The 22,335-nt window shown below is 52.6% G+C and carries 22 protein-coding genes; 6 read left to right on the top strand and 16 right to left on the bottom strand.

Going from position 1 to position 22,335, the window contains the following annotated elements:
- Positions 1-75: 75 nt before the first annotated feature.
- Together QT397_01300 and QT397_01295 are read right to left on the bottom strand one after the other, a co-directional pair.
- A complete protein-coding gene (locus QT397_01300) occupies positions 76-1,509 on the bottom strand; it encodes an NAD(P)(+) transhydrogenase (Re/Si-specific) subunit beta (protein ID WNZ53672.1) in 1,434 nt (477 codons plus the stop codon).
- 13 nt (positions 1,510-1,522) lie between these two features.
- Positions 1,523-3,097 (bottom strand): Re/Si-specific NAD(P)(+) transhydrogenase subunit alpha, encoded by a 1,575-nt coding sequence (locus QT397_01295; GenBank protein ID WNZ53671.1) that lies wholly within the window; start codon positions 3,095-3,097, stop codon positions 1,523-1,525.
- A 918-nt stretch (positions 3,098-4,015) separates the two neighbouring features.
- On the opposite strand from QT397_01295, the gene QT397_01290 reads away from it, so the two are divergent.
- Positions 4,016-4,288 carry a hypothetical protein gene (locus QT397_01290; protein WNZ53670.1) on the top strand — a complete coding sequence of 91 codons (273 nt, stop codon included), beginning with the start codon at positions 4,016-4,018 and terminating at the stop codon, positions 4,286-4,288.
- 118 nt (positions 4,289-4,406) lie between these two features.
- Positions 4,407-4,703 carry a hypothetical protein gene (locus QT397_01285; protein ID WNZ53669.1) on the top strand — a complete coding sequence of 99 codons (297 nt, stop codon included), beginning with the start codon at positions 4,407-4,409 and terminating at the stop codon, positions 4,701-4,703.
- 118 nt (positions 4,704-4,821) lie between these two features.
- Here the strand turns inward: QT397_01285 and QT397_01280 are convergent, their stop codons facing one another.
- The 4 genes from QT397_01280 to QT397_01265 form a co-directional block, all read right to left on the bottom strand.
- Positions 4,822-5,331: a hypothetical protein gene (locus QT397_01280; protein WNZ53668.1), complete on the bottom strand. Its 510-nt coding sequence runs from the start codon at positions 5,329-5,331 to the stop codon at positions 4,822-4,824.
- 35 nt (positions 5,332-5,366) lie between these two features.
- Positions 5,367-6,344, bottom strand: a complete 978-nt coding sequence (locus QT397_01275; protein ID WNZ53667.1) for an FG-GAP repeat protein — start codon at positions 6,342-6,344, stop codon at positions 5,367-5,369.
- Positions 6,345-6,533: 189 nt separating this feature from the next.
- On the bottom strand, positions 6,534-6,884 hold the full coding sequence (locus tag QT397_01270; GenBank protein WNZ53666.1) for a RidA family protein: 351 nt from the start codon (positions 6,882-6,884) through the stop codon (positions 6,534-6,536).
- Between the two features lie 17 nt (positions 6,885-6,901).
- On the bottom strand, positions 6,902-8,002 hold the full coding sequence (locus QT397_01265) for an FAD-binding oxidoreductase (protein ID WNZ53665.1): 1,101 nt from the start codon (positions 8,000-8,002) through the stop codon (positions 6,902-6,904).
- Between the two features lie 696 nt (positions 8,003-8,698).
- Here QT397_01265 and QT397_01260 point away from each other — a divergent pair.
- Positions 8,699-9,682: a TRAP transporter substrate-binding protein gene (locus tag QT397_01260; GenBank protein ID WNZ53664.1), complete on the top strand. Its 984-nt coding sequence runs from the start codon at positions 8,699-8,701 to the stop codon at positions 9,680-9,682.
- A 71-nt stretch (positions 9,683-9,753) separates the two neighbouring features.
- Here the strand turns inward: QT397_01260 and QT397_01255 are convergent, their stop codons facing one another.
- The 3 genes from QT397_01255 to QT397_01245 form a co-directional block, all read right to left on the bottom strand.
- On the bottom strand, positions 9,754-10,542 hold the full coding sequence (locus QT397_01255; protein WNZ53663.1) for a pentapeptide repeat-containing protein: 789 nt from the start codon (positions 10,540-10,542) through the stop codon (positions 9,754-9,756).
- 483 nt (positions 10,543-11,025) lie between these two features.
- Positions 11,026-12,171 carry a helix-turn-helix transcriptional regulator gene (locus QT397_01250; protein WNZ53662.1) on the bottom strand — a complete coding sequence of 382 codons (1,146 nt, stop codon included), beginning with the start codon at positions 12,169-12,171 and terminating at the stop codon, positions 11,026-11,028.
- 251 nt (positions 12,172-12,422) lie between these two features.
- Positions 12,423-13,670: an NnrS family protein gene (locus tag QT397_01245; GenBank protein ID WNZ53661.1), complete on the bottom strand. Its 1,248-nt coding sequence runs from the start codon at positions 13,668-13,670 to the stop codon at positions 12,423-12,425.
- A 296-nt stretch (positions 13,671-13,966) separates the two neighbouring features.
- Here QT397_01245 and QT397_01240 point away from each other — a divergent pair, with 296 nt between their 5' ends.
- The gene (locus QT397_01240; GenBank protein ID WNZ53660.1) at positions 13,967-14,674 is read left to right on the top strand and encodes a DUF930 domain-containing protein; all 708 of its coding nucleotides are present in this window, start codon (positions 13,967-13,969) and stop codon (positions 14,672-14,674) included.
- 2 nt (positions 14,675-14,676) lie between these two features.
- On the opposite strand, the gene QT397_01235 is transcribed toward QT397_01240, so the two are convergent.
- Together QT397_01235 and QT397_01230 are read right to left on the bottom strand one after the other, a co-directional pair.
- Positions 14,677-15,069: a DUF1566 domain-containing protein gene (locus tag QT397_01235; protein ID WNZ53659.1), complete on the bottom strand. Its 393-nt coding sequence runs from the start codon at positions 15,067-15,069 to the stop codon at positions 14,677-14,679.
- A 625-nt stretch (positions 15,070-15,694) separates the two neighbouring features.
- Complete coding sequence (locus QT397_01230; GenBank protein ID WNZ53658.1) at positions 15,695-16,219, bottom strand: DUF1566 domain-containing protein; 525 nt, start codon at positions 16,217-16,219, stop codon at positions 15,695-15,697.
- A 110-nt stretch (positions 16,220-16,329) separates the two neighbouring features.
- Here QT397_01230 and QT397_01225 point away from each other — a divergent pair, with 110 nt between their 5' ends.
- Positions 16,330-16,503, top strand: coding sequence for a hypothetical protein (locus QT397_01225; protein WNZ53657.1), 174 nt, complete (start codon positions 16,330-16,332; stop codon positions 16,501-16,503).
- Positions 16,504-16,511: 8 nt separating this feature from the next.
- Positions 16,512-17,240, top strand: coding sequence for a class I SAM-dependent methyltransferase (locus tag QT397_01220; GenBank protein ID WNZ53656.1), 729 nt, complete (start codon positions 16,512-16,514; stop codon positions 17,238-17,240).
- 53 nt (positions 17,241-17,293) lie between these two features.
- On the opposite strand, the gene QT397_01215 is transcribed toward QT397_01220, so the two are convergent.
- The 5 genes from QT397_01215 to QT397_01195 all read right to left on the bottom strand — a co-directional run bounded on the left by QT397_01215 (position 17,294) and on the right by QT397_01195 (position 22,166).
- Positions 17,294-17,995, bottom strand: a complete 702-nt coding sequence (locus tag QT397_01215) for a glutathione S-transferase family protein (protein ID WNZ53655.1) — start codon at positions 17,993-17,995, stop codon at positions 17,294-17,296.
- A gap of 27 nt (positions 17,996-18,022) precedes the next feature.
- A complete protein-coding gene (sigZ, locus tag QT397_01210) occupies positions 18,023-18,601 on the bottom strand; it encodes an RNA polymerase sigma factor SigZ (GenBank protein WNZ53654.1) in 579 nt (192 codons plus the stop codon).
- Positions 18,602-18,721: 120 nt separating this feature from the next.
- On the bottom strand, positions 18,722-19,084 hold the full coding sequence (locus QT397_01205; GenBank protein ID WNZ53653.1) for a VOC family protein: 363 nt from the start codon (positions 19,082-19,084) through the stop codon (positions 18,722-18,724).
- 161 nt (positions 19,085-19,245) lie between these two features.
- On the bottom strand, positions 19,246-20,274 hold the full coding sequence (locus tag QT397_01200; GenBank protein ID WNZ53652.1) for a 2-oxoacid:ferredoxin oxidoreductase subunit beta: 1,029 nt from the start codon (positions 20,272-20,274) through the stop codon (positions 19,246-19,248).
- A gap of 2 nt (positions 20,275-20,276) precedes the next feature.
- On the bottom strand, positions 20,277-22,166 hold the full coding sequence (locus QT397_01195) for a 2-oxoacid:acceptor oxidoreductase subunit alpha (GenBank protein ID WNZ53651.1): 1,890 nt from the start codon (positions 22,164-22,166) through the stop codon (positions 20,277-20,279).
- Positions 22,167-22,335 lie beyond the last annotated feature (169 nt).

Here is a 22,335-nt window from a genome sequence, read left to right as displayed (position 1 = left end):
CAGTTCAGAAAAAACAAAGAAACCCCGGAGTGTTCATTACACTCCGGGGTTTCTTTGTTTCAACTCTGGTTCAGCTTAGCTGATTTTGCCGAGCAGGGCGTCCATGGAAGACTTTGCATCGCCGTAATACATGCGGGAGTTTTCCTTGTAGAACAGTGGGTTCTCGATGCCGGAGTAGCCGGTGCCCTGACCACGCTTGGAGATGAACACGTGCTTGGCTTTCCAGACTTCCAGCACTGGCATGCCAGCGATTGGAGAGTTTGGATCTTCCTGAGCTGCCGGGTTCACGATGTCGTTCGCACCGATGATGATCACAACATCTGTATCCGGGAAGTCATCGTTGATCTCGTCCATTTCCAGAACGATATCATAAGGCACTTTCGCTTCAGCCAGCAGAACGTTCATGTGACCTGGCAGACGACCTGCAACCGGGTGGATTGCAAAGCGTACGTTTTTACCTTTGTCACGCAGACGCTTGGTTAGCTCAGAAACGGACTGCTGTGCCTGAGCAACAGCCATGCCGTAACCTGGTACGATAACGATGCTGTCAGCTTCAGAAAGGGTTTCTGCAACGAAGTCGGTATCCGTTGGAACCATCTCGCCTTCGATTTCCTGAGCAGGGCCAGAGGTGTTACCAAAGCCACCCAGAATAACGGAGACGAAGTGGCGGTTCATCGCCTTACACATGATGTAAGAGAGAATTGCACCAGAAGAACCAACGAGCGCACCCACAACGATGAGAAGGTCGTTGCCAAGGGAGAAACCAATCGCTGCAGCTGCCCAGCCTGAGTAGGAGTTCAGCATGGAGACAACAACAGGCATATCTGCACCACCGATACCCATGATCAGATGGTAACCGATGAAGAATGCCAGCAGGGTCATCAGGATTAGAGTCCAGATACCTGCATCGTTGAAGTACATGATGCCCAGAATAATTGAAGCAATTGCAGCGCCTGCGTTGAGCGCATGACCGCCCGGTAGTTTAATCGCCTTAGAGTTAAGCTTTCCTGCCAGCTTGCCGAATGCAACGACAGAACCGGTGAAGGTAACCGCACCAATGAACACGCCAAGGAAGACTTCTACGCGAAGAATGGAAACTTCAACACTGGTCTTTTTCGCCAGAACTGCAGCAAAGCCTTCAAGTGCTTTTTGAGCAGTTCCATCCATTGCAAGAACGCGGCCAAGCTCGATATCAGCGTTAAAGCCGACGAACACAGCAGCCAGACCAACCAGCGAGTGCATGGCGGCAACCAGCTGAGGCATCTCGGTCATCTGCACGCGCTGTGCCACATAGTAACCGATCACGCCGCCAGCAGCGATCAGGATAACGGAGAGCAGCCAGAGGCCGGAACCCGGACCGATGAGTGTGGCAACAACAGCCAGCGCCATACCCGCGATACCGTACCATACAGCACGTTTCGCGCTTTCCTGACCGGACAGACCGCCCAGAGACAGAATGAAGAGAACAGCCGCAACAACATAAGCGGCGGTAGTGAAACTAAATTCCATAGTACCGGCCCCCTTAAGACTTCTGGAACATGGCGAGCATGCGCCGGGTTACGAGGAAGCCACCGAAGATGTTGATACCAGCCATAAAGACTGAAACAGCAGCAAGGAGAATGACAAGCCAGCTGCCAGACCCGATTTGCAACAGTGCACCCAAGATAACGATGGAAGAAATCGCGTTGGTGACAGCCATCAGCGGGGTATGCAGAGAGTGTGCAACGCCCCAGATAACCTGGAAGCCAACGAAGCAAGCCAGAACAAACACGATGAAGTGCTGCATGAAGCTTGCTGGTGCAACAAGGCCAACGAGCAGCAGCAACGCGCCACCACCAGCAAGCAGAGCAACCTGCTTCTTGGTCTGGTCTTTGAAGGCCGCAACTTCAGCGGCACGGCGTTCTTCCGGTGTCAGCTCTGGTGCTTTTTCCTTCGGTTTTTGGGCAGCAATCGCAGCGATTTTCGGCTTTGGTGGTGGGAAAGTGATTTCCCCGTCCTTGGTTGCCGTTGCACCGCGGATCACATCGTCTTCCATGTCGATATTGATCTGACCGTCTTTCTCAGGGGTCAGGTCTGTCATCATGTGACGGATGTTGGTTGCGTACAGCGTAGACGACTGCGTTGCCATTCGGGATGGGAAGTCAGTGTAGCCGATCACGGTGATGCCGTTCTCGGTGACGATCTTCTCGTCCATCTTGGTCAGTTTGCAGTTGCCGCCTTTTTCAGCAGCAAGGTCGACAATCACGGAACCCGGCTTCATGGACTGGACCATGTCTTCGGTCCAGAGCTCAGGCGCATCGCGGCCTGGGATCAGAGCTGTGGTGATGACGATGTCGACTTCCGGTGCCAGCTCACGGAACTTCGCCAGCTGTGCTTCACGGAATTCTGGAGAAGAAACAGAAGCATAGCCGCCTGTGGCTGCGCCGTCCTGCTGCTCTTCCTCAAAATCCAGATAAACGAACTCAGCGCCCATGGACTCGACCTGCTCAGCCACTTCCGGGCGAACGTCGAAGGCCAGAGTGATTGCGCCCAGAGATGTGGACGCGCCGATTGCGGCAAGGCCGGCAACGCCAGCGCCGATGACGAGCACTTTGGCTGGTGGCACTTTACCGGCAGCGGTGATCTGACCGGTGAAGAAGCGACCGAAGTTGTTACCAGCTTCAATAACAGCGCGATAACCGGCAATGTTGGCCATGGATGACAAAGCATCCATCTTCTGCGCGCGGGAGATACGCGGGACCATATCCATCGCCAGCACATTCACCTTCTTATCGGCAAACTGCTGAAGGAGCTCACCATTCTGGGCTGGCCAGAAGAAGCTGATGACGGATTGTCCTTCGTGCGTCAGTTCCAGTTCAGAAGTTTCGGGCGGACGGACTTTGATAACAATATCAGAGGTTTCCCAGAGCGTTTTTGCGTCTGCAACAACCTTTACGTCAGCGTCTGTGTAATCTTTGTCTGAGAAGTTTGCAGCTTCACCTGCACCGGATTCAATAGCGCACTCGTATCCCAGCTTTTGCAGCTGTCGGGCGCTGTCCGGCGTCAACGCGACCCGACGTTCCCCGTCAAGGACTTCCTTGGCAGCCCCTATGATCATGTTCTAACCTCTTGCCTGTTAAATAGGTTTCCAGCAGAAATCGCTCGTTACCAACTGTTCCAATCGTTTTTGTTCTCTTTCCCAGCGTAGTGGCTGGTTCCGTTTTTGTGCAATGCACCAAAGGCCCTAAACTTTATCGAACTGACCAAAGGAATCTCTTTGAGCAATCTCGTTCGCAAGGCAGGTTAAGCTCCTTGGCGTAAACTGCAAGTCTCTCCTAAAAACTTCGGAATCCCTTCATCTTTAAAATGGACCCCGTTCAAATCCCAGTAGGGTAAAGCACTATCTGAACGCCAGAATGAAACCTTTACCCAAGTGTTTGAGCTCAAACTAAAGAACGAGGTGGATAAGTGAAATTGAATGAATCTCAATATAGTTCACATATATAAGAGCGACGGTGAGTATAAACCTCGTTTTCGGCAGTTTATTGCGGTTTATACTTGCATTTGCTCTTAAGGTGGGAAGAGGAAAACTGTGCCCAAAGTGGCAGTTTAACTGAAATATATTTATATCTTAGTCTCTAGTAGAAGTTAGATATACCAGTTCATCACTTCGGCGGATGCGACAACCTGACATAGAAGCAACCCTGTGTGTAGATCACGAACCAGCACGTGCGCACCTGCGTTATTCTGTGCGTTACTATGCAAAATTTTGCGTTTTTATGCGTTGCAATGTGAAAACCGGCTGAAAATAGCCCTCAAGGAAGGTTGCGTACCACTCCACCACGGTAAGATCTCGCTACTGTACCGTGATAGGCCGTGCTTTGCTGATGATTGCTCTTTGCATATGTGCTAAGGGCGCCCTTCACCGAATTAAAAGACCAACGCTACGGTGCTTCACCGCGCGGGCATAAGTTGGCTTGCTTAGGGACATAAAACAAATCAGATGATAGATGCTTTACGGTACATCGGAATAATCGTGATTTTCGCTGGTACGATCTACTCTTTTCACAAGATCCGTCAGAGGCCAGAATACGAAGAGCTGAGAAAACGCAATCTCGCGCGCAATCTGAACTTCATCTTCCTGCTGCCCGCATTTTGGTACAAGAAGGAGCCTGCGCTGAAGCCCGCCTATGTGAAGCTGGCTAAGATTGGTCTTGTTCATGCGTTTGGCGCCCCGTTCTGGATATTGGGCTATTCTGCTTTTCTGGATTTCATTTACTTCTATATGACTGGCCGATTACCCTTATAATCTCTGATCTGAGAAAGAACTTATCCCCCTCCTCCAAGCATGTGGCATTCTTTTTGAACGGAATGTACTCGAAGAATAGGCATTCACAGTCAATCGGCTGCAGGGAGAAAACCAAGAAATGGACGCCGCGCTTTACATTGGCATCTTCCTGATCTGCATCGCCAGCCTCTTCACCTTTTACAGGATCACTCAGAAGTCCGAGTATGACCTGCTTCGAAAGCACTCTTCCGGCAAGAGACATAAGCTCGCTGTTCTAACTCCTGCTTTCTGGCGCAGTCAGAATACCGCGTTCAGGCGCGCATCCGCCAAACTTCTCACAACAGGCATCCTCTACGCCCTCGGCTTGCCTCTCGCAATCTGGCTCTACGCCACCCTCCTCGCGCTTCTGGAGCTCTACTCGGATGGCCGCTTATAAGCCCTCAGAGAGAAAGACCAAGTCCTCTCTCTGAGTGTTTTGCAATTCTGATCAGGAAGAGCAGTTGCAAGCCAACAGCTACTCGAAGAGTTTGAAGTTATTGGCCTGCATGCTCGACTTAGACAAACTGGAAATCATCTGCGTGAAGGTCTGCCAATGAAACATTCTTCAATGTGACAGAGTTATCAGCGTCAAGAGTGATGACCGTATCAGCACCATTCGTGCTGGTAGCAGCAATCACTTCATCGAAATCAGCAAATACCGCCTGATCAAATTCGATCACATCATTTGAGCCTTCACCCACTTCAAAATCTACAAGTGTTGCCTGACCAAAACCACTTTGTGAGAAATCGAAGGTTTCGTTATCAGTCATTTCTGGCTGCGTCTCATTAGCCGTACTGGTGTAGTTGCCGTTTTCGTCTGGTTCAAGGACATAAATTGCGCCAGTATTATAGGCGGTTTCTGTGTCTTCACCTGGCTTGCCGATGATGATTGTTCCAGCTTCATTGATGGCTATAGAATACCCAAACTCATCAGCATATATCGTATCAGGTACTGCGACTTTAAACTCTTTGTAGCTACCGTCATCCTGGACTTTGAACACAGAGACAAAACCACCTGTTTCCATTGCCTTTGCTCCGATAACGACTACACCAGAAGAATTCATGGCGACAGAGGAGCCAAACATGTGGCCATCAGCTGGATCGGATACAGTAAATTCTTTTTTTGAGTGTAGTTTCCTTGCGGGTCTGGTTTGAAAAGCAAAACAGAACCTGCAACATATTTTCCATCAACCATGTTGCCTGGCTGACTCACCAAAATCTCTCCAACATCATTGACTGACACAGCAGCTCCAAACTGGTCATAGAAAAATAGGTCGTCTACTTCAAGTTTGATTGGGTTATCATATCCACTCTCTGTAGGTTTGTAGATGTATAAAGCCCCTGTTGAATCATGCTCGCCAGAAGCTCCGACAGCAATAAGGCCGTCCTCATTAATGGAGACTGATGAACCAAAGTAGGCGGCTACAGAAGGAGAACTCAGTTTTAGTTCCTTGTAACTGCCATCTTCTTGAGGAGTAAAGACGTAGATAGCACCGGCGTTATAGACACCGTCTGCATCATCACCCTTTGCTGCTACTACAATTTGTCCACTTTCATTTACCGAGACTGCGGAGCCGAAGAAGTCAACATGGCTGGTGTCTGAGGCTATTAGTTTGATGGGGGTAGAATAGTATCCATCGTTACCAATTGGGTACACATAGACGGCGCCCCCTCGAACGAAGCCATCTGGACTGGCATGAGGAGCGCCAACAATCAGCGTACCGTCGTTCATGATGCTTATTGCCTCGCCGAATTGAGCTTCGGCAAGATCTTCTGGTGCAGCTATATATACTTCCTCATAGCTGCCATCGCCTAGAGGACGAAAGACTGTAACAGAGCCAGATAGAATTAGGTCTGCTTCGGCAGCTGTACTTGCTCCTACAGCGATAACCCCTGCCTCATTAACTGCAACGGAACTTCCTAATCTGCCTCTTTGGCTGATGCCTGGTACCGTCAGTTTCAAGAATTCAGTAATTTGGTTGCTCTCTTCTACTGAAGGGGCAAGATTGGTTGAATGGTCTAGAACTGTATTGTTCATTGTCGCTAACTCTATAAATGAATGCAGAATGCACAAGAAAAAGGTTAGGTGCATATATAACTATATGCAATTTAAAATTGCATCAGCGATGGTGTTAAGAAATGTCCTCAGTTATATCCTTGAAGCGCTGATTTAGAAGCTATCGGCATGGGCCAAAATGAGCCCATGCGTCGACTATAGAGCGAGCAATCAAGCCGCGGCGGCTGTGATGAGGATTTCTACTTTGAGGCTGTCTAGGGCGAGTTTGCATTCGCCGCAGGCGCGGGCCGGTGGGTTTTGTGGGTCAACCCATGCGTCCCAGACAGAGTTCATCTCGTCAAAGTCAGCAACATCATTCAGCCAGATGGTGGCTTGCAGGATGCGGGATTTGTTGGAGCCGGCTTCCTCCAGCAGTGTTTCGATGTTTGCCAGAATAGCGCGTGTCTGGTCGGCGGCGGTTTTGCCGTTGGTGTCGACCTGACCGGAAAGATGTACGATACCGTTGTAAATGACGGCCTGGCTCATGCGTGGGCCTTTGTTCAGACGGGTGATGTCAGACATGGGGTAGTCCTATGCTTTTACGTAAAACGGTGTGGTGAAAGAGCTGCCACGATCTCCTCCGGCAGTTCGGAGGGGCGATTGAGGCAGAGGTCTGCGGTGAGGCGGGAAAGCGCCGGGCTGGTCTGGATGCCATAGCCGCCTTGAGCGGCCAGCCAGAAGAAACCGTCTGCATCTGGTGCAAAGCCGACGACGGGGCTGCGGTCTTCAACGAAGCTGCGCAAGCCGGCCCAACTGTGTTCCACGCGTGTGACGGGGAAGTTGACGGCATTTTCAAACCGATAAAGCCCTTCTGCGAGCACCATATCGTCGACGAAGGCGTCATGGGGCTCAACAGGATCAGCATCAACGGGTGAAACAAGCAGCTTGCCCGCTTCAGGTTTGGCGTAAAATGGTTCCGCTGCGCCTTCAAACAGGGGCCAGTTGCTGCTGTCTACGCCCTCTGGCAGGGGTAGAATGGCGGCGGTGCGGCGCTTCGGCGTCAGGCCTATGGTGGTGACACCAGCAAGTTCTGCAATCTTGTCCGCCCACGCGCCAGCGGCGTTGATCAAAACAGGCGCAGTGAACACGCCCTTTGGGGTGGTGACCTGCCAACAATCCTTGGCACGCTCGATTGTTGTGGCAGGCGCGGAGAGCACGATCTCTCCACCACGGGATTTGAGTAGGCGGGCATAGCCCTGAAACAACCGGTCCACGTCGATATCAAAGGCGTTGGGCTCATAAAGGGCGGAGGAGACTTTATCCGGATCGAGGATCGGCACCATCTCCAGCGCTTGCTCTGCGCTGCGGGTTTCCAGACCAACGGCGTCCTCTTCAAAGGTCTCCAGTTGATCTTCCTGCCCCTCTTCTGCCAACATCAGCAGACCGCGCAGCGAAAGCACGGTGCTGTCGCAAATGCCTTGCGGGTTCATGAGTGTTGGCTCAGAGGCCGCATTGAGCGCGCGGATGACCGCATTGCCGTAGTTGCGAATGAAGATCGCGGCAGAGCGCCCGGTGGAGTGGTGACCAATCACCTCTTCCATTTCCAGCACAATGGTTTTGGCATGCTCAGCCAGTTGCGAGGCCGCGCTGATGCCGGCAATGCCGCCGCCGATAACCAGAAAATCGCAGTGCTGTGTCATGGAAAGCCTCACAAAGGGATAAATCAGAAAGCTGATATATCTCCTATTTGGTGAGGCGATGCGAGGAAAAACCGATCTTACGCACCCTTATATTGTCCCTGATACAATTGCTAAGGCCTTCGCACTGCCAGAGGTAAGGCCATCCTGAATATTGGTCAGCCAATTATTTTGAGAGGGAATCTGCGCTGAATTTCCGAATCTCTCGGGCTATAAGCGCAGCGAAAAGCGGACTGATCATATCATTTGGTCGACCTATTTATAGAATTTCTCGAAATCTAAATGCGTATTGGTCGGCAATTTCCAGATGGATCGCATCGAGTGTTTGATAGTTGATCTATAAATAATATGAGTGATCTATATGCCTTGTGAAGTTATAAGTGATGTATTTGAGGGAATTGGTGCCTAGAGTGGCTTTCATATAGCAATAAATACATAAACAACATAACTCGCATAGAAAAGCTCCAGTTTATGTGATCTGTATCATCTTTATTCTATTTAAAGTTCCAAGGTTGTCAGAGGCGCGACCAATTGTCAGTGCCAACACCTAGAATTGATATTTTGGTTGACCTTTTAATGAAATTGGTCAGAAATACCAGCAAGAGATGTTGCCGAGGGGAAGTTCGGTCTCATTTCGTAATTCGGGAATTCCGTACCAGATGCTTCTTGTCTGTGTACTTCAAGGGAGAATTTAGAAGAATGTTCCGCAAGTCTCATTTAATTGGTGCTGTGCTTACATCTGCTCTTATGGTGGGCGCTACTGTTGCAGAAGCAAAGACCTTGAAAGTCAGCCACAACCTGCCGACTGACAATCCGGCACATATCTCTCTGGAGTTCATGGCAAAGCGTGTGAAAGAGCTTTCCGGCGGCGATGTTAAAATGCGCATTTTCGCAAATGCTCAGCTTGGCACACAGCGTGAATCCGTTGAACTGATGCAGAACGGCCTTCTGGACATGGCCCGTTCCAACGCAGCAGAAATGGAAGCCTTTGAAGAGTCTTACTCCGCGTTGACCCTCCCTTACATCTTCGAGAGCGAAGAGCACTATTACAAAGTGCTGACCTCAGATGTTGCTGAAGACGTCTTTATGGCTTCCAAAGACAAGGGCTTTGTGGGTCTTGCCTTCATGGTGGACGGCTCCCGCTCGTTCTACGCCAACAAAGAGATCAACAGCCCAGCAGATCTGAAGGGTATGAAGATCCGCGTGCAGCCATCTCCATCCGCTATCCAGATGGTAGAACTGCTCGGCGGCGCACCAACCCCAATCTCCTTCGGCGAGCTGTACTCCGCTCTGCAGCAGGGCGTGGTTGATGGTGCAGAAAACAACCCGCAGGCTCTGGTGGACGTGCGTCACGGTGAAGTTGCAAAAGTCTACTCCCGCGATGAACACACCATGATCCCAGGCGTGCTGATGATCTCCACTAAAGTGTGGGATGGTCTGGAAGCAGACAGCCAGAAAGCCCTGAAAACAGCGGCGCGTGAAATGATGGACTTCCACCGCGACCTTTACAACAAGCAGACCCTTGAAGCGATTGAAGCTGCAAAAACCAAGCTTGAAGTGAAGTTTGTAGAAGTAGAAAAAGGCCCGTTCATCAGCGCAGTTCTGCCAATGCACGATGCGCTTGCAGAAAAGTCACCTAAACTGGCTGATCTGGTTGCACGCATCAAAGGCCTTGCAAAATAAGCAAAACACTCTCCGGGCAATAAACTTAAAACCCCGTCTCAACCGAGGCGGGGTTTTTGTGTTCCGGGGGCTCAGTCCGGGTCTACTTTGATGCCCAGCCCCTGCAGCAGCAGGTGTTGCTGGCTGGCGGAGATGACCATACCGCGATAGCCGCGCAGGCTGGTGAGGAACATGGCGCCCAGGTTTGCGCCCCTCAAATCTGCATAGGTGAGATCCAGATCGTCAGTCTCAGCGTCAGAAAGTGTAGTGCGTTTCAGGTCTGCGTTGGTGAGGTTGGTGTTGGTCAGATTGCTGCTGGTGAGATCGCAATCGGTCATGATGCACTCTTCCAGATCCAGATCGGACAGGGTTGCGTAGTTCAGCTGGCAATCGGAGAAGGTCGCGCGTGGTTTGAGCGCGTGCTTTCCAGCCACTTTGCCAAAGTCACAGCCTTCCAAGGATGCACCGGTGAGACGGCAGTTCTGGAAGGCGATGCAGAACATTTCTGAATACGGAAAGATGGTCAGCCGCAGATCGCAGTTGTGAAACTCCACATCGCTCAGGTCCGTGTGGCGAAAACAGGAGCCGCCGCGCGTGTCGGCATAGTAAAAGCCGCAGTTCTCAAACTTGGCTTCCCGCAGGTCGCAGCTTTTGAAGGTGCCTGCCGGGAACTGCGTGTCCTTCCAGATGCTCTCGCGCATGTCGATGCCGTTGAACTCACTGCCCGGCTCAAAACTACAGTTGCGAAACACCACTTCACGCAGGTCCTTCCCCTCCAGCCACGAGGCCTCCAGCTCTGCATTTTCAATTGGTTTACCAGACTGCAAAAGCGCAGAGAATGTTTTGAACGTCAGAGCGTCGGAAATATCTGAGGAGGTCATAGGAGCACCGTGATGAACGAGGAGAAGATCACTCTGCCATGGGCGATGACAGCGTTCAATCCAGCGGCTTCAATTTAGCAAGAAAAGACCGGCGTCGCCTTTTGAAATATGGAAGGCTAAGCCGGTTAGGCAATAATTTGTAACAATATGAGTGGTTCATTTCCCAAGCAAACAAACCACCAAGCAGCAAACTTAAGGACCGAATTGCGGCTGAAGGTGTGCCTTCTGTGCCAAGGCTGCCCCCGAAAACCTGCGCTCCCGACGCCTCTTGTTTGCTGAGTTAAATTTACTCAGAATTTTCCGAGGCGACTTGATGCAATTGCACTAATTTTCTGCAGAAAAACATAAAACTCTAAAATTCAAGGGTAACGCTCTGATATATCTAAAGAAAATATCAGATTATTTTTCTCTTCAATATGTCAGATGCATGAAAATGAGAGAGTGCGTTTAAGGCACTGAGGGAAATCCCTGAATGAGAATGGATCAGGCCTGCCAGGGGTAGCGGGAGAGCGTTGTCATCACCAGCCGAACGATCTCTGTTTGCGAGCCAACATCCAGTCGTCTTGAAACGTTTGCAATATGGTTCCGTGCTGTATTGTAAGAAATGCCGAGCAGATCAGCAGCGTCTCTCGTGGACGCGCCGTTGGTCAGAGCCTTTACAACCTCGGTTTCTTTCGGCGTCAGATTCAGCAGATGGCTGATCATCTTATCGGGCACATCGGCAAAATCGGTCGGATCAAACACCATGAGAAGACAGAATTTTGGTCTGGCCAAAAACTGCGAAAGATACTCTGGTGCGTCCTTCTGGGTCTCGATGGGCTGGATGAAAACCAGCGTGTTCGGACCAAACTCATTGCGGATGATCACTGGTGACGGCAGCGTGTTGGTGTAGATGCTCTGTTTGATCGCACTTTCCAGCGCTGTTGCTTCATCCAGCGCCTTGGCGGAAACGCGCATATAGCGGCCAAGCTGCAGATTGGTGTGCTTGCCCAGCAGCCGCTCTGCCCGTCCGTTCATCACCTGTACGCAGCAGTGCTCATCCACCACCAGCGCGCTGAACGGCATCTGCTCCAGCCAGAACTTGCCCAGATCCTTGGTCGGCGCCACCGCTTCGCGCATGCGGCGCTGCAATGCCAGCTGAAATGCGTTGCGGAAGTAAGGCTGCAGGAACTTCACTTCCTCATAGAGCTGATCTTCGTCCTTCTCACTCACCCCATCCGGCAGGCAGATGTTCACATAAGAACACAGGCCATCCTGCCGATCGATCATCAGCGTGATGGCGCGGTCGATGTTGTTATTGGCTTCAATGAAGGTACCAACGTAATCCGGATGCACATCTTCCTTGCGGAAATGACGGTGCGGGCGCACCGGGCCCTCAATATCCACACTGCGGAACACGGCTGGTAGCGGATTGAAGTGCGCCACCGGGTCAAATGTGGAATGGAACGTGTGGTCCACATTGAGCACCTTGCGATAGTCGTAGTGACTGTCCACCAGGCTCTGCACGTTGATGGCAAAGGGAAACTCTGAGTACTTTGTCTGCAGTTGCTTCAACGCGTTTTCAAGCGGCTCTTCATTCATGAAGGTCCGGAAAATATCGCTGATACTCTGATCCAGAAGCGGTGTCATATCTGGTTGTCTGCAATTGGGCTCGATGTGAAAGGGTCAAATCGGCAATCAAAGATCTCTAATAAAGAAACCGCTTAAGTATTGAGCTGTCTGACTGGTTAAATCAAGTAAGTTGACTGTTTGATCAAAAAAGAAATTGACGTTGCGATATATCAGCAACAGTGCATAAGTATATATTAGGGGATGCTGATAGTCTGATTGCATATGAAATGAAAAAGGCCCGGACAATGCCGGGCCTTCTTGAGAAGTGATTAAAAGCGTGGCCGCGTGACGATGCCCCAATACCTGCCGGTGAACAGGCCAAAGGCACCCACCCAGCACAGGGCAGAAACTCCAAGCACCACGAAGTACCCTTCCGGATAAAGCAGGATGCCGAATACCCGCACCGCAGCGCTGGCCACGATGAGATAGTAGATGGCGATCTCCACCCATGTTGGTACCAGTGGCCGACCGGAATGACCCAGCGCACTGCGGGTCATCATGGCCAGCATCATGCCTGCCATGGAGCCAACGGTGATGGCATGCACGGCCAGCACCTGATCCCACGGCATATCCAGCAGAGCCCCTGCCCGCAGAAGCAAGGCGATAGGAAGCCAAGCGTAAGACACAGGCAGGATCCAGAGGATCGGCTTGCCCCAGGTGATCTGTGGCTGCCACAGGCCCATCTTGAAGAAGTGCAGACCGGCCAGCACCAGAAGACCAACAGCGCGTACAGTTGCGGCTTCATAGGTCAGGCCGTAATAGATATCGCTGACCAGCAGCAGCACCATGCCAAGGCCAATGATGTCTTCCAGACGTTGACTGCGCACCGCACGTCTTACGCCCAGAGCGTTGTTGGTGAACAGCGGAATGATGCGGCCACCGATCACGGTGATGAAGATCGCAAAGACATCCACGGCCCACAGGAACACATCTGCCCCGTCATAGCTGATCATATCCAGCGCAATGGCGTGGAACAGGCCGTTGCCAACTGCGAGCACCAACAGCAAAGCGACGGTGAAGTAATTGCGCGTGTTTTTCGCCTGATACAGCGGAATGGCTATGCCGAGTGCGGCAAGCGGCAGGAAGAGAAGGTCAATGATCTGACCGAGTGAACCAAGCGGGCCACTGCCAACGAACAACAGAATGCGCGCTGCCAGCCACATGCCCAGCAATCCACCCAGCACAAGGCCGTTGGGCGTTTTCCGCCCCGTCCAGTTTTGCACGGCGGTGTAAAGAAAGCCGATGAGAATGGCGACGGCAAAGCCGAAGATCAGCTCATGGGAATGCCAAAGCACACCGTCCAGCGGGCCGTTGATGTCTACAATGCCAATGATGGAAGCCACCCACAGCGGAACGCTGATCGCTGCATAGGCCGCACCGGCAATATAAAACGGACGGAAGCCGAGGGATAAAAAAGCTTCCCAGGAAAAGGCAAGTTTAGCGCCGGGAAGGTTCGGCATGGTATGAGTTTGCTGCATGTCTTCGGTCTCGGTCGGCGTAGGCTTGGCCCCGCTCATTTTTATCTTCGTACAGAAGGCACATTCGACCAGTGTGATGGAGTGAGGTCGAACTTCCCCAATTAACACCCCTTATAAACATGAATGTAATATTCATATTTGTGCAATGTCAAATAATTCTAAAATAGCTTGTCAGAGGCGCGATACCTGCCATGCGCTGTGCGCAGGTTTCAAACCCTGGCAACAATCTCTAATCAGTTGCGGGTAAAGTGAAATGTGAGGGATGGCTGCCGGATTTTCGCCGTGTTCTGCCACAACTCTGGGTGCAATCAGGGGTAGGATGCAGGTGTGATTCCGTGCAGGTGCTGCAAGCAGAACGAACAGACTATGTATTTGTAGGATCAAACAAGACCTACACGATGCTTTTCACCTTCTCGCTGCTGGCGCATCTGTTTGCCTTCTGGCTGCTCGCTATGTCCAACCTGCCTCGTGGATTTCGTGCCCGACCTGTCAAAAGCATTGGGGTTGAACTCATCGGCACGGCCCAGTTTGAAAAGCTGTTCGCCCCGCCCGTTGTTGAGGAACCACCCACGGCCTCCCTCTCCCCTGCCCCGATCGTTGAGGACAAACCGCAGGAGCTGCCACCGCCAGTGGTGCGGGAGGAGTCAGTTAAAGGCCCTCAGCCGGTGATTGCAGACAACTTCCAGCTTGGCCGCCTGCTGGAAGCGCCGGAGAACAAGGAGCTGAAAGAGTCTCTGGTTCTATTTGACCCATCAGATCAGCGTGAGCAGCTGTGTAATCTGGAAGTGATGGAGCAGATCCATCTCTGGAATGAGAGCTTCAACCCGGAACGCGTGGTCGCCTTCGCCTACAAAGACCCGGTGGTCTTCGGCGACACCGTCACCGCAGAAGGCGCCGCCTTCCGTAGCAAAGGTGAATGGTACCACCTCACCTACAAATGCACCTGGAACCCCACCACAAACCTCGTCACCGCCCTGGAATTCCTAAGCGGCGACCTGATCCCCCATAGTGAGTGGGAAGATCATTTCCTGTTTGCTCAGTAGGATTAGTTGGTGTCGCGGACGGCGCGGACGGCGAGGGAGTAGCCCTGGCTGTGGAAATCGAGGGCGTAGCTTTTGAAGTCCAGATAGTAGTACATGCGCGTCAGGTCTTCATCTTGCGTGGTGGACCAGAAGTGCGCGGATTCCCTGAAGATTGGTAGTCTCAGGTCAGGGAACAGCGTGCGCAGCTCTTTCCTGTTGGCGCAGGTTGAGTAGAGCAGGCTGAAGAGTTCCTGAATGGTTGGCAGGCGCCAGCCGTTCTTGTTGTCCTCAAAGCGCAGCACGGCCTGATCCTGTGAGATCAGCAGCGGCTCGCCATAACAGCGGCGCTTCTTTGAATCCCATCGGGTGCCCTCAGCACATCGCTTCCATTCCAATGGCTGGTCCAGCTGCTTCACAAAGGGGCCACTTACAGAGAACCTGTCTCGGATATGAGGTTTGTTGCTGCAATCGACTTCGGCAAGTGTTGGGGCTGGCAGGCTAAGAGCAAAAAGGGTGGCAAACCCGGCCAGTGAAAATGGTCGTTTCGTCATTATTATTGGTCGCAAAGTGCTTTAAAGAAATCCGCCTAATATTTCTCAGAATGCACTCTGAGTGTTAAGCGTTTAATCTACAAGAATCCTGCGCGCTATTAGTCTTGTTTTTCTTTGATCTTCAACCCCCTTGCTTACACTTTTCTGTGTATGCGACGGGGATGAAAGAAGCCTTTGAGTGGCTTGCTTTTTACTGCAGCTGCAAGTGTTTGTTTTGTATGACTATTACATCTTTAGATTGCAAATCATGATGCTGCAAAATTTATTAGATTGAGAAAGAAAAATCGGGAAAACACCTATCCGAAACATATCGAAAGCCGTTTTTAGCAGAGTCAAAAGCCCAAAAATGACAGTACCAAGCCTCAATGCGAGGGAATCCCTTGGTAAGGTCATCTGGGAAATGAAGGTATCGCGGGCCTAAAAGTGCGCTGTGACGCTCTGAGCGAAACCTGCTGTCAGAGCACTACGCAGAATGCCATTGAGGAGAGGCTTACTTGCTGTCGCGCACGGCGCGAACAGCGAGCGAGTAGCCTTGGCTGTGAAAGTCGAGGGCGTAGGTGACGAAGTCCAGATAGTAGTACATGCCTTCCAGCTTTCGATCACCCGTGGCGGACCAGAAGTCGGCATAGTCGATGAACGCATGTGCTGCGAGGTCCGGAAAGATGGCGTGAAGCTCTTCCTTCTCAGCGCACGTGGAATCCAGAAGGCCGTAAAGTTCGCGGATAGTCGGGAGACGCCATCCCTCCGTGTTCTCCGCAAAGTGGGAAGCGGCCACATCCTGAGTGAGTTCCAGCGGCTCACCGGTACAGGTTTGCGTCTCGCTTTCCCATGCCATGCCTTCAGCACACCGCTTCCATTCCAGAGCGTATCCGGTCTGCTTGACCAAAGCGCCGTTGACGGTGAAGCGCTCTTGCAACGGTGGTTTGTTGCTGCAATCCAGTTGCGCGAAGGCTGGAAGAGCTGTGAGGCTGCCGAGTAAAGTGGCGGCGATGAGAGAAAGGCCTGTCTTTTTCATTCTGTAATGTCGCAAAGTGTTTTCTGAAAAAATGGATTCGTGTTTTGAGTGACGAGATAGGCTTCACTGACGAGCAATAGTGTTGTGTTTGTGGCGTGGCAGGATCTTTGATGATTAAACTGTACATGCTGCAAGGAATGGACGGCCGTCTTTCTCTGGTTGGAGAAATGGAGCGCACCCACCTCATATCGGAAGCCTGCCGAATTCTGTTTTATGGATTTACATGCCGGGATGACCAATCCAAGCCTCAAAGGGACAGGTCATCGGCGCAAGAGATTGTGTGAGATTGTTTATGAGCTACGAAGATCACTATGAGACCCTGTTGGCTGAACATTACACATGGATGTTCCGCATGCCTTTTGATGAAAAGGTTGCTGAGCAACGGGCGCTGCTGGAACGGGCTGGTCTCAGCCAAGGCCAAACCGCGGTTGATCTTGGTGCTGGCTCTGGCTTCCAATCCATGGCGCTGGTGCAAATGGGGTTTGAGCACGTGACTGCCGTTGATACCTCACCTCACCTGCTAAAGGAGCTGCAACAGCGGGACCATGGGGACCGGATCACCTGTCTGCGCGAAGATATCCGCAATGTCTCAGCGATCATCTCAAGGCCGGTCGATGCTGCGCTTTGTATGGGGGACACGCTCACCCACCTGGGTAGTCTGAAGGAAGTGGAAGATCTGATAGCTGATCTAGCTAGTGTTCTGAAACCCGGTGGCAAACTGGTGTTTTCCTGGCGTGATCTGAGTAATGTGCCGACCGGTGTAGATCGGTTCATTCCGGTGAACAGTGATGAAGACCGTATCATGATGTGTTTTCTGGAAGATCAGGAGCAGCACGTGATGGTGCATGATCTCATTCATGTGCGCACCAACGACGGCTGGCAGCTGAAGCGCAGTGCCTATCCGAAGATCAAGCTCTCTGCTGATGATGTGCGGAGAGCCTTCGCGGCACACGGGCTTGAGTTGGTCAGCGAGTTTGTGGAACGAGGCATGATCGTGATGACGGCGCAAAAAGCGCTGTAACACCCGCTCTGCCAAGAAGAGCGGATTGGGGCCGCTCTTCTTGTTTCTCCGTCTTAACAGCAAGCACCTGTTTTACAGACATCTTCCTTTGGAGAGTCGCAGCACTTCCCGGAGCCCAGATAAGTCTGGTCGGAGAGGTAGAAGTTGACAAACAGCTCTTCAAAGTCTTCTGAAACGGACTTTTCTGCCAGACCTGTCGCCAGCAGTCGTTTTTGCCAAGCTTTCACAGAGGGGAAGTTCTTCACGAAATCATAACCCGCATGGCGCTGGATAATGTCCGCCCGGTGAAGCAGCGGCAACCATGCCATATCCACGTTGCCGGGCTGAGGGCCGAAGAAGAACCCCTCCCCCGAGATCTGCTTTTCGGCTTTGGCAAACAGGGCCTCCAGCTTTTCGGCGCGCTCTTCCAGTGTTGCCCTGTCATGGCTGCGCATGGTGCTGCACTGAACCAGATAGTTCTTGGCGGCTTGATAGCTCCACGCCCGCTCAATGGCCTTCTGCTCCGGTGAAAGCGCTGGATGCAAAGGCGGTGCGATCTCGTCGATGTATTCGACAATGGCATCAGACTCAAAGAGGGCAGTACCGTTCTTGGTGATCAGTACTGGCACTTGTCCGTTAGGAGAGATTTCCAGGAACCAGTCGGGCTTGTCTTTCAGGCTGATGTAGTCGATCTGATAGAGCATCTGCTTAGCTTCCAGCATGGCAGTCACGCGCTGGACAAACGGGCAGATTTTATAGCTGATGATCTTGAGCATCTTTATATCCTCGTTGTGTTTCGCCTGTTAGACGGACGAGGACGAGAAAAGACTAAAAATAATCTCGCAGTTTCTGCAGCTATCTGATTTTTCTTGATAATCCGCGACACGGCCTTTGGTGTCCAACGTCATCTTGCAGCAATCCTCATAGAGTTTGCGCATCTGATTGCGGCTTTTCTGAACGCGAGATTTCAGCGTGGAGTAGCTGATGCCCATCTCTGCGGCCAGATCCTTTTGCGAAATACCCTCCAGATCAATACGGGTCAGCAGCTCGGCACTGTCCTCAGGCAATGAGGCGATGAACGGGCGGATGCACACAGCCAGATCCTGCTCGATGCTGGCCGCGTCCTGCTTGTGCCAATCCTCAGCGGCGGAGGTGTCACTGCGTGTGGCGTTCTTGCGGTAGTGGTCGATGATGGCATTATTGGCCACCTGAAACAGCCAGGACTTGAGCGCGGTCTGGTCTTTCAGCTCACCACGCTTCTCGAATGTCTTGATCAAAATGTCCTGCAGAAGATCGTCCACATCCGCTGGATTGCTCAGCTTGGAATGCAAAAACGCTTTGAGCGCTGCGCGATACTCCTGCCAGATCTGTTCAAGCGTCATGTCCGTTCCCCGCATCTGTTCTGGCCGCAGACGTGGGAGGCCAACCACACTCTGTCAAGACAAGAGCCCGCAAATGCTTATATTCGCAGGCTCTTTCCGGTTTTGACCGTGAAGGGCGCGTTAAGCGACAGGTTCCCAAAGTTCAATGGGATTGCCTTCCGGATCATGAATTCTGGCAAAGCGGCCAATACCGTCCATGGCTTGCTCCTGAGAGACCTCGATGGAGGCCTCGCGAAGCTGGTTGAGCATCTTATCCAGATCAGCCACGCGAAAGTTAAGCATGAAGTTGTTCTGTGGCGGGAAATAATCCGTGTCCTCAGCGAAGGGTGAAAACACGGTGACGCCCTCATTAGAGACCCATGGCGTCATTTCCATATTTGTCGGCGCCAGATTGATACCCAGATGCTGCTCGTACCACTGAGCAATGGCTGCAGGATCTTTCGACCTGAAGAAGACCCCGCCGATGCCCGTCACTTTTTCCATGTTGTTTCCCCCAAGGATGTAAGAGCGTCCATACTCATCAATTGCTCAGAGCTTAGCAAGGCATAAGCGTCCTAAGCTGAAGGGGAGCGAGGTTTGAGAAGGTTTAGCGGAGCCAGAAGGAGAACCATCAGGCTCCGTTGAGTGCATTGATTGCCTTAAGCTTAAGCCGCGTCCTCTCCCACATCCCACGTTTCGGCAGCGCGCAGGGTTGCGGAGAGGCGGGTGAGTTTCTCACTCGTGCTCAGTGGTTTTTCTGGCAGGCCAACGCGGCTGGCTGCGCCAAATTCGGTGGCAGGCTCGCGGAACAGGATGCCAAGAACGGTTGGTTCACCGTCTTTCTCGCCCAGTTCTGCCAGAGCAACGGCCAGTGCGTGGTTGGTCTCATCATGCACCAGCAAGTCGGCTTCCGTGCAGCCGCCCTCTTCCAGTGAAACGACTTCCAATCCAAAGCCGCCTGCTTTTGCGCGGATGCCTTTGTCCTTGTTCGCGCCAAACACCATAGGCTGACCATGCTCCACCACGATGGTGTGGTCTGGCCCCTGCTTCTTGTCCTTCAGGTGATCAAACACGCCGTCGTTGAAGATCACGCAGTTTTGCAGCACTTCCACAAACGCGGTGCCATCAAAGGTGCGGGCAGCCTCCAGAATAGGGCCAAGCACTTTGGCCTGCGTATCAATGCTGCGCGCGATGAACTTGGAGCCAGCGCCAATGGCAAAACGGGCCGGATTGAGCGGCATTTCCACCGTGCCACCCGGAGAACTCGGCGTGCGAACGCCCTTCTGCGAGGTTGGCGAATACTGGCCCTTGGTCAGGCCGTAGATCTGGTTGTTGAACAGAACGATCTGCATATCCAGATTACGGCGCAGAGCATGGAGCAGATGGTTGCCGCCGATGGATAGGCCGTCACCATCACCAGTGAACACCCAAACATCCAGCTCCGGATTGGCCAGCTTGGCACCTGAAGCGATGGCAGGTGCGCGGCCATGGATTGTATGGAAGCCATAGGTTGCCATGTAGTATGGCAAGCGGGAGGAGCAGCCGATGCCGGAGACACACAGCGTGTCTTCCAGCTTTGCGCCTGTATCTGCCAGCATCTTGTGCAGGCTTTTCAAAACAGCGTAGTCACCGCAGCCGGGGCACCAGCGAACATCAAGGGAGCTGGCGAAATCTTTTGGTTTCAGATCAGTCATGATTAAGCTCCCAGCGCGTCGTCGATGATTTTTGCAATTTCGCGAACGAGGAACGGACGTCCCTTCACGCAGGAAACGCTCTCAACCGGAATGTCCATCTGGCTGCGCAGCACCGTAGCCAGCTGCCCGTTGTTCATTTCCGGAATGATCACCCGGTCAAAGCCAGAAAGCAGCTCTTCCAGATTAGGCGGAAGCGGCCAGAGATGACGTAGGTGAATGTGAGAGACGGATTTGCCTTCCAGCTCCGCACGGCGGGCTGCCACGCGGATTGGCCCCCAGCTGGAACCCCAACCCAGCAAAGCCAGCTTGCCGGTGGTCTTGCCGGATTCAACATGCTGCGGCGGAATGCTCTTGGCAATCGCCTCCAGCTTCTGTGCGCGGATCTGGGTCATGAGCTGGTGGTTTTCACCGTCATAAGAGATGTTGCCACTGCCCGCCTGCTTCTCCAGCCCGCCAATGCGGTGCATCAACTCGGCCGTGCCGGGCACCGCCCAAGGGCGGGCCATGGTCTCAGGATCATGGTCATAAGGCAGGAACCCGTTCGGGTCTTTAACCTGCTCAACGGGGAACGGCTCATAGGCCGGATCGCTGAAGTCCGGCAGTTTCCACGGAGCGCTGGCATTGGCGATGTAGCCATCAGTCAGCACCATAAGCGGGGTCATGTGTTTGGTCGCCAGCTTGGCTGCTTCGACACCCATGTCAAAACACTCACCCGGATGGGCGGGCGCAATGACGGGCAGTGGTGCATCACCGTTGCGGCCCCAGATGGCCTGGAACAGATCGGACTGTTCCGTTTTGGTTGGCAGACCAGTGGAAGGCCCGCCGCGTTGCACATTCACGATCACCAATGGCAACTCAGTCATGATGGCAAGACCGATCGCCTCTGTCTTCAGCGCAATACCCGGACCGGAAGATCCGGTCACACCCAGATGACCAGCATAAGACGCACCGATGGCGGCGCAGATGGCGGCAATCTCATCTTCTGCCTGAAACGAAATCGCACCCAGCTCTTTCAGCTTTGCCATGGTGTGCAGCAATGGGGACGCCGGGGTGATTGGATAGGAGCCATAAAACAACTCAAGATTGGCAAGGGTGGCACCGGCATAAAGACCATAGGCCATGCCCTCGTTGCCATTGATGGACCGGTATTCCCCTTCCATCAGCGGTGCTGGCTGAATGCGGTAGCGGGAGACATCCGGCGGCAGATCAGCTACCTCGCCATAGAGGTGACCCGCATGCAGAGCCATGATGTTGGCTTTGGCGACCTCTGGCTTTTTGTGGAACTTCTGCTCAATCCAATGCTCAACATCTGCGGTGGAGCGCTCAAATAGCCAAAGTACGAGACCAAGGGTCCACATGTTCTTGCAGCGGCGGGCATCCTTGGCAGAAAGCCCGGTCTCCTTCAGCGCCTTTTCTGTGTTGCTGGTGATCTCCAGTGGCAGAACACGGAAGCTGGTGAGAGAGCCATCTTCTAGCGGATTACCGGAAAACCCTGCTTTGGCAATGGCCCGTTCGGTGAACGCATCCATATCGATGATGAGCAGGCCGTTCTGCTTCACACCTTCCAGATATTTACGCAGGGCAGCCGGGTTCAGCGCCACAAGCGCATCGGTTTCATCGCCGAAGGTATCAACTTCCGTGTGGCCGATGTTGAGGGAATAAGCTGAAACGCCATAGATCGTGCCGCTTGGGGCACGGATGTCCGCTGGAAAATCAGGAAAGGTTGCAATGTCATTGCCAAATCTGGCCGCGCTTTCTGCCAGCCGCGTGCCCGTCATCTGAATGCCGTCGCCCGAGTCTCCTGCAAAGCGGACGCGCACATAGTCGACCTCCGGCTGCTGGGAGACAGGAAGCTCGTGCATAGCAGTGCTGTGTTCCAGTCCGTTTTGCATAATCAGCTCCAAAATACTGGCAGCTGCGGCGGCAGGAATCTTTATTGTTCTTGTTGTCCTTCGGGACTTTGCCAATCAGCTGAGCCAGAATACCCACTTCTCTGTGGCTTTTTGTAGCCTGTAATAGCAGGAATGAAGTTGCGACCCGTTAACGCAGCCCGCCAGTAAT

Origin of the sequence: Microbulbifer sp. MKSA007 (genome assembly GCA_032615215.1) — a bacterium.
Taxonomy (GTDB): domain Bacteria; phylum Pseudomonadota; class Gammaproteobacteria; order Pseudomonadales; family Cellvibrionaceae; genus Microbulbifer.
The sequence above is the reverse complement of the archived record's forward strand: the minus strand, read 5'-3'. Positions and strand labels throughout refer to the sequence as shown.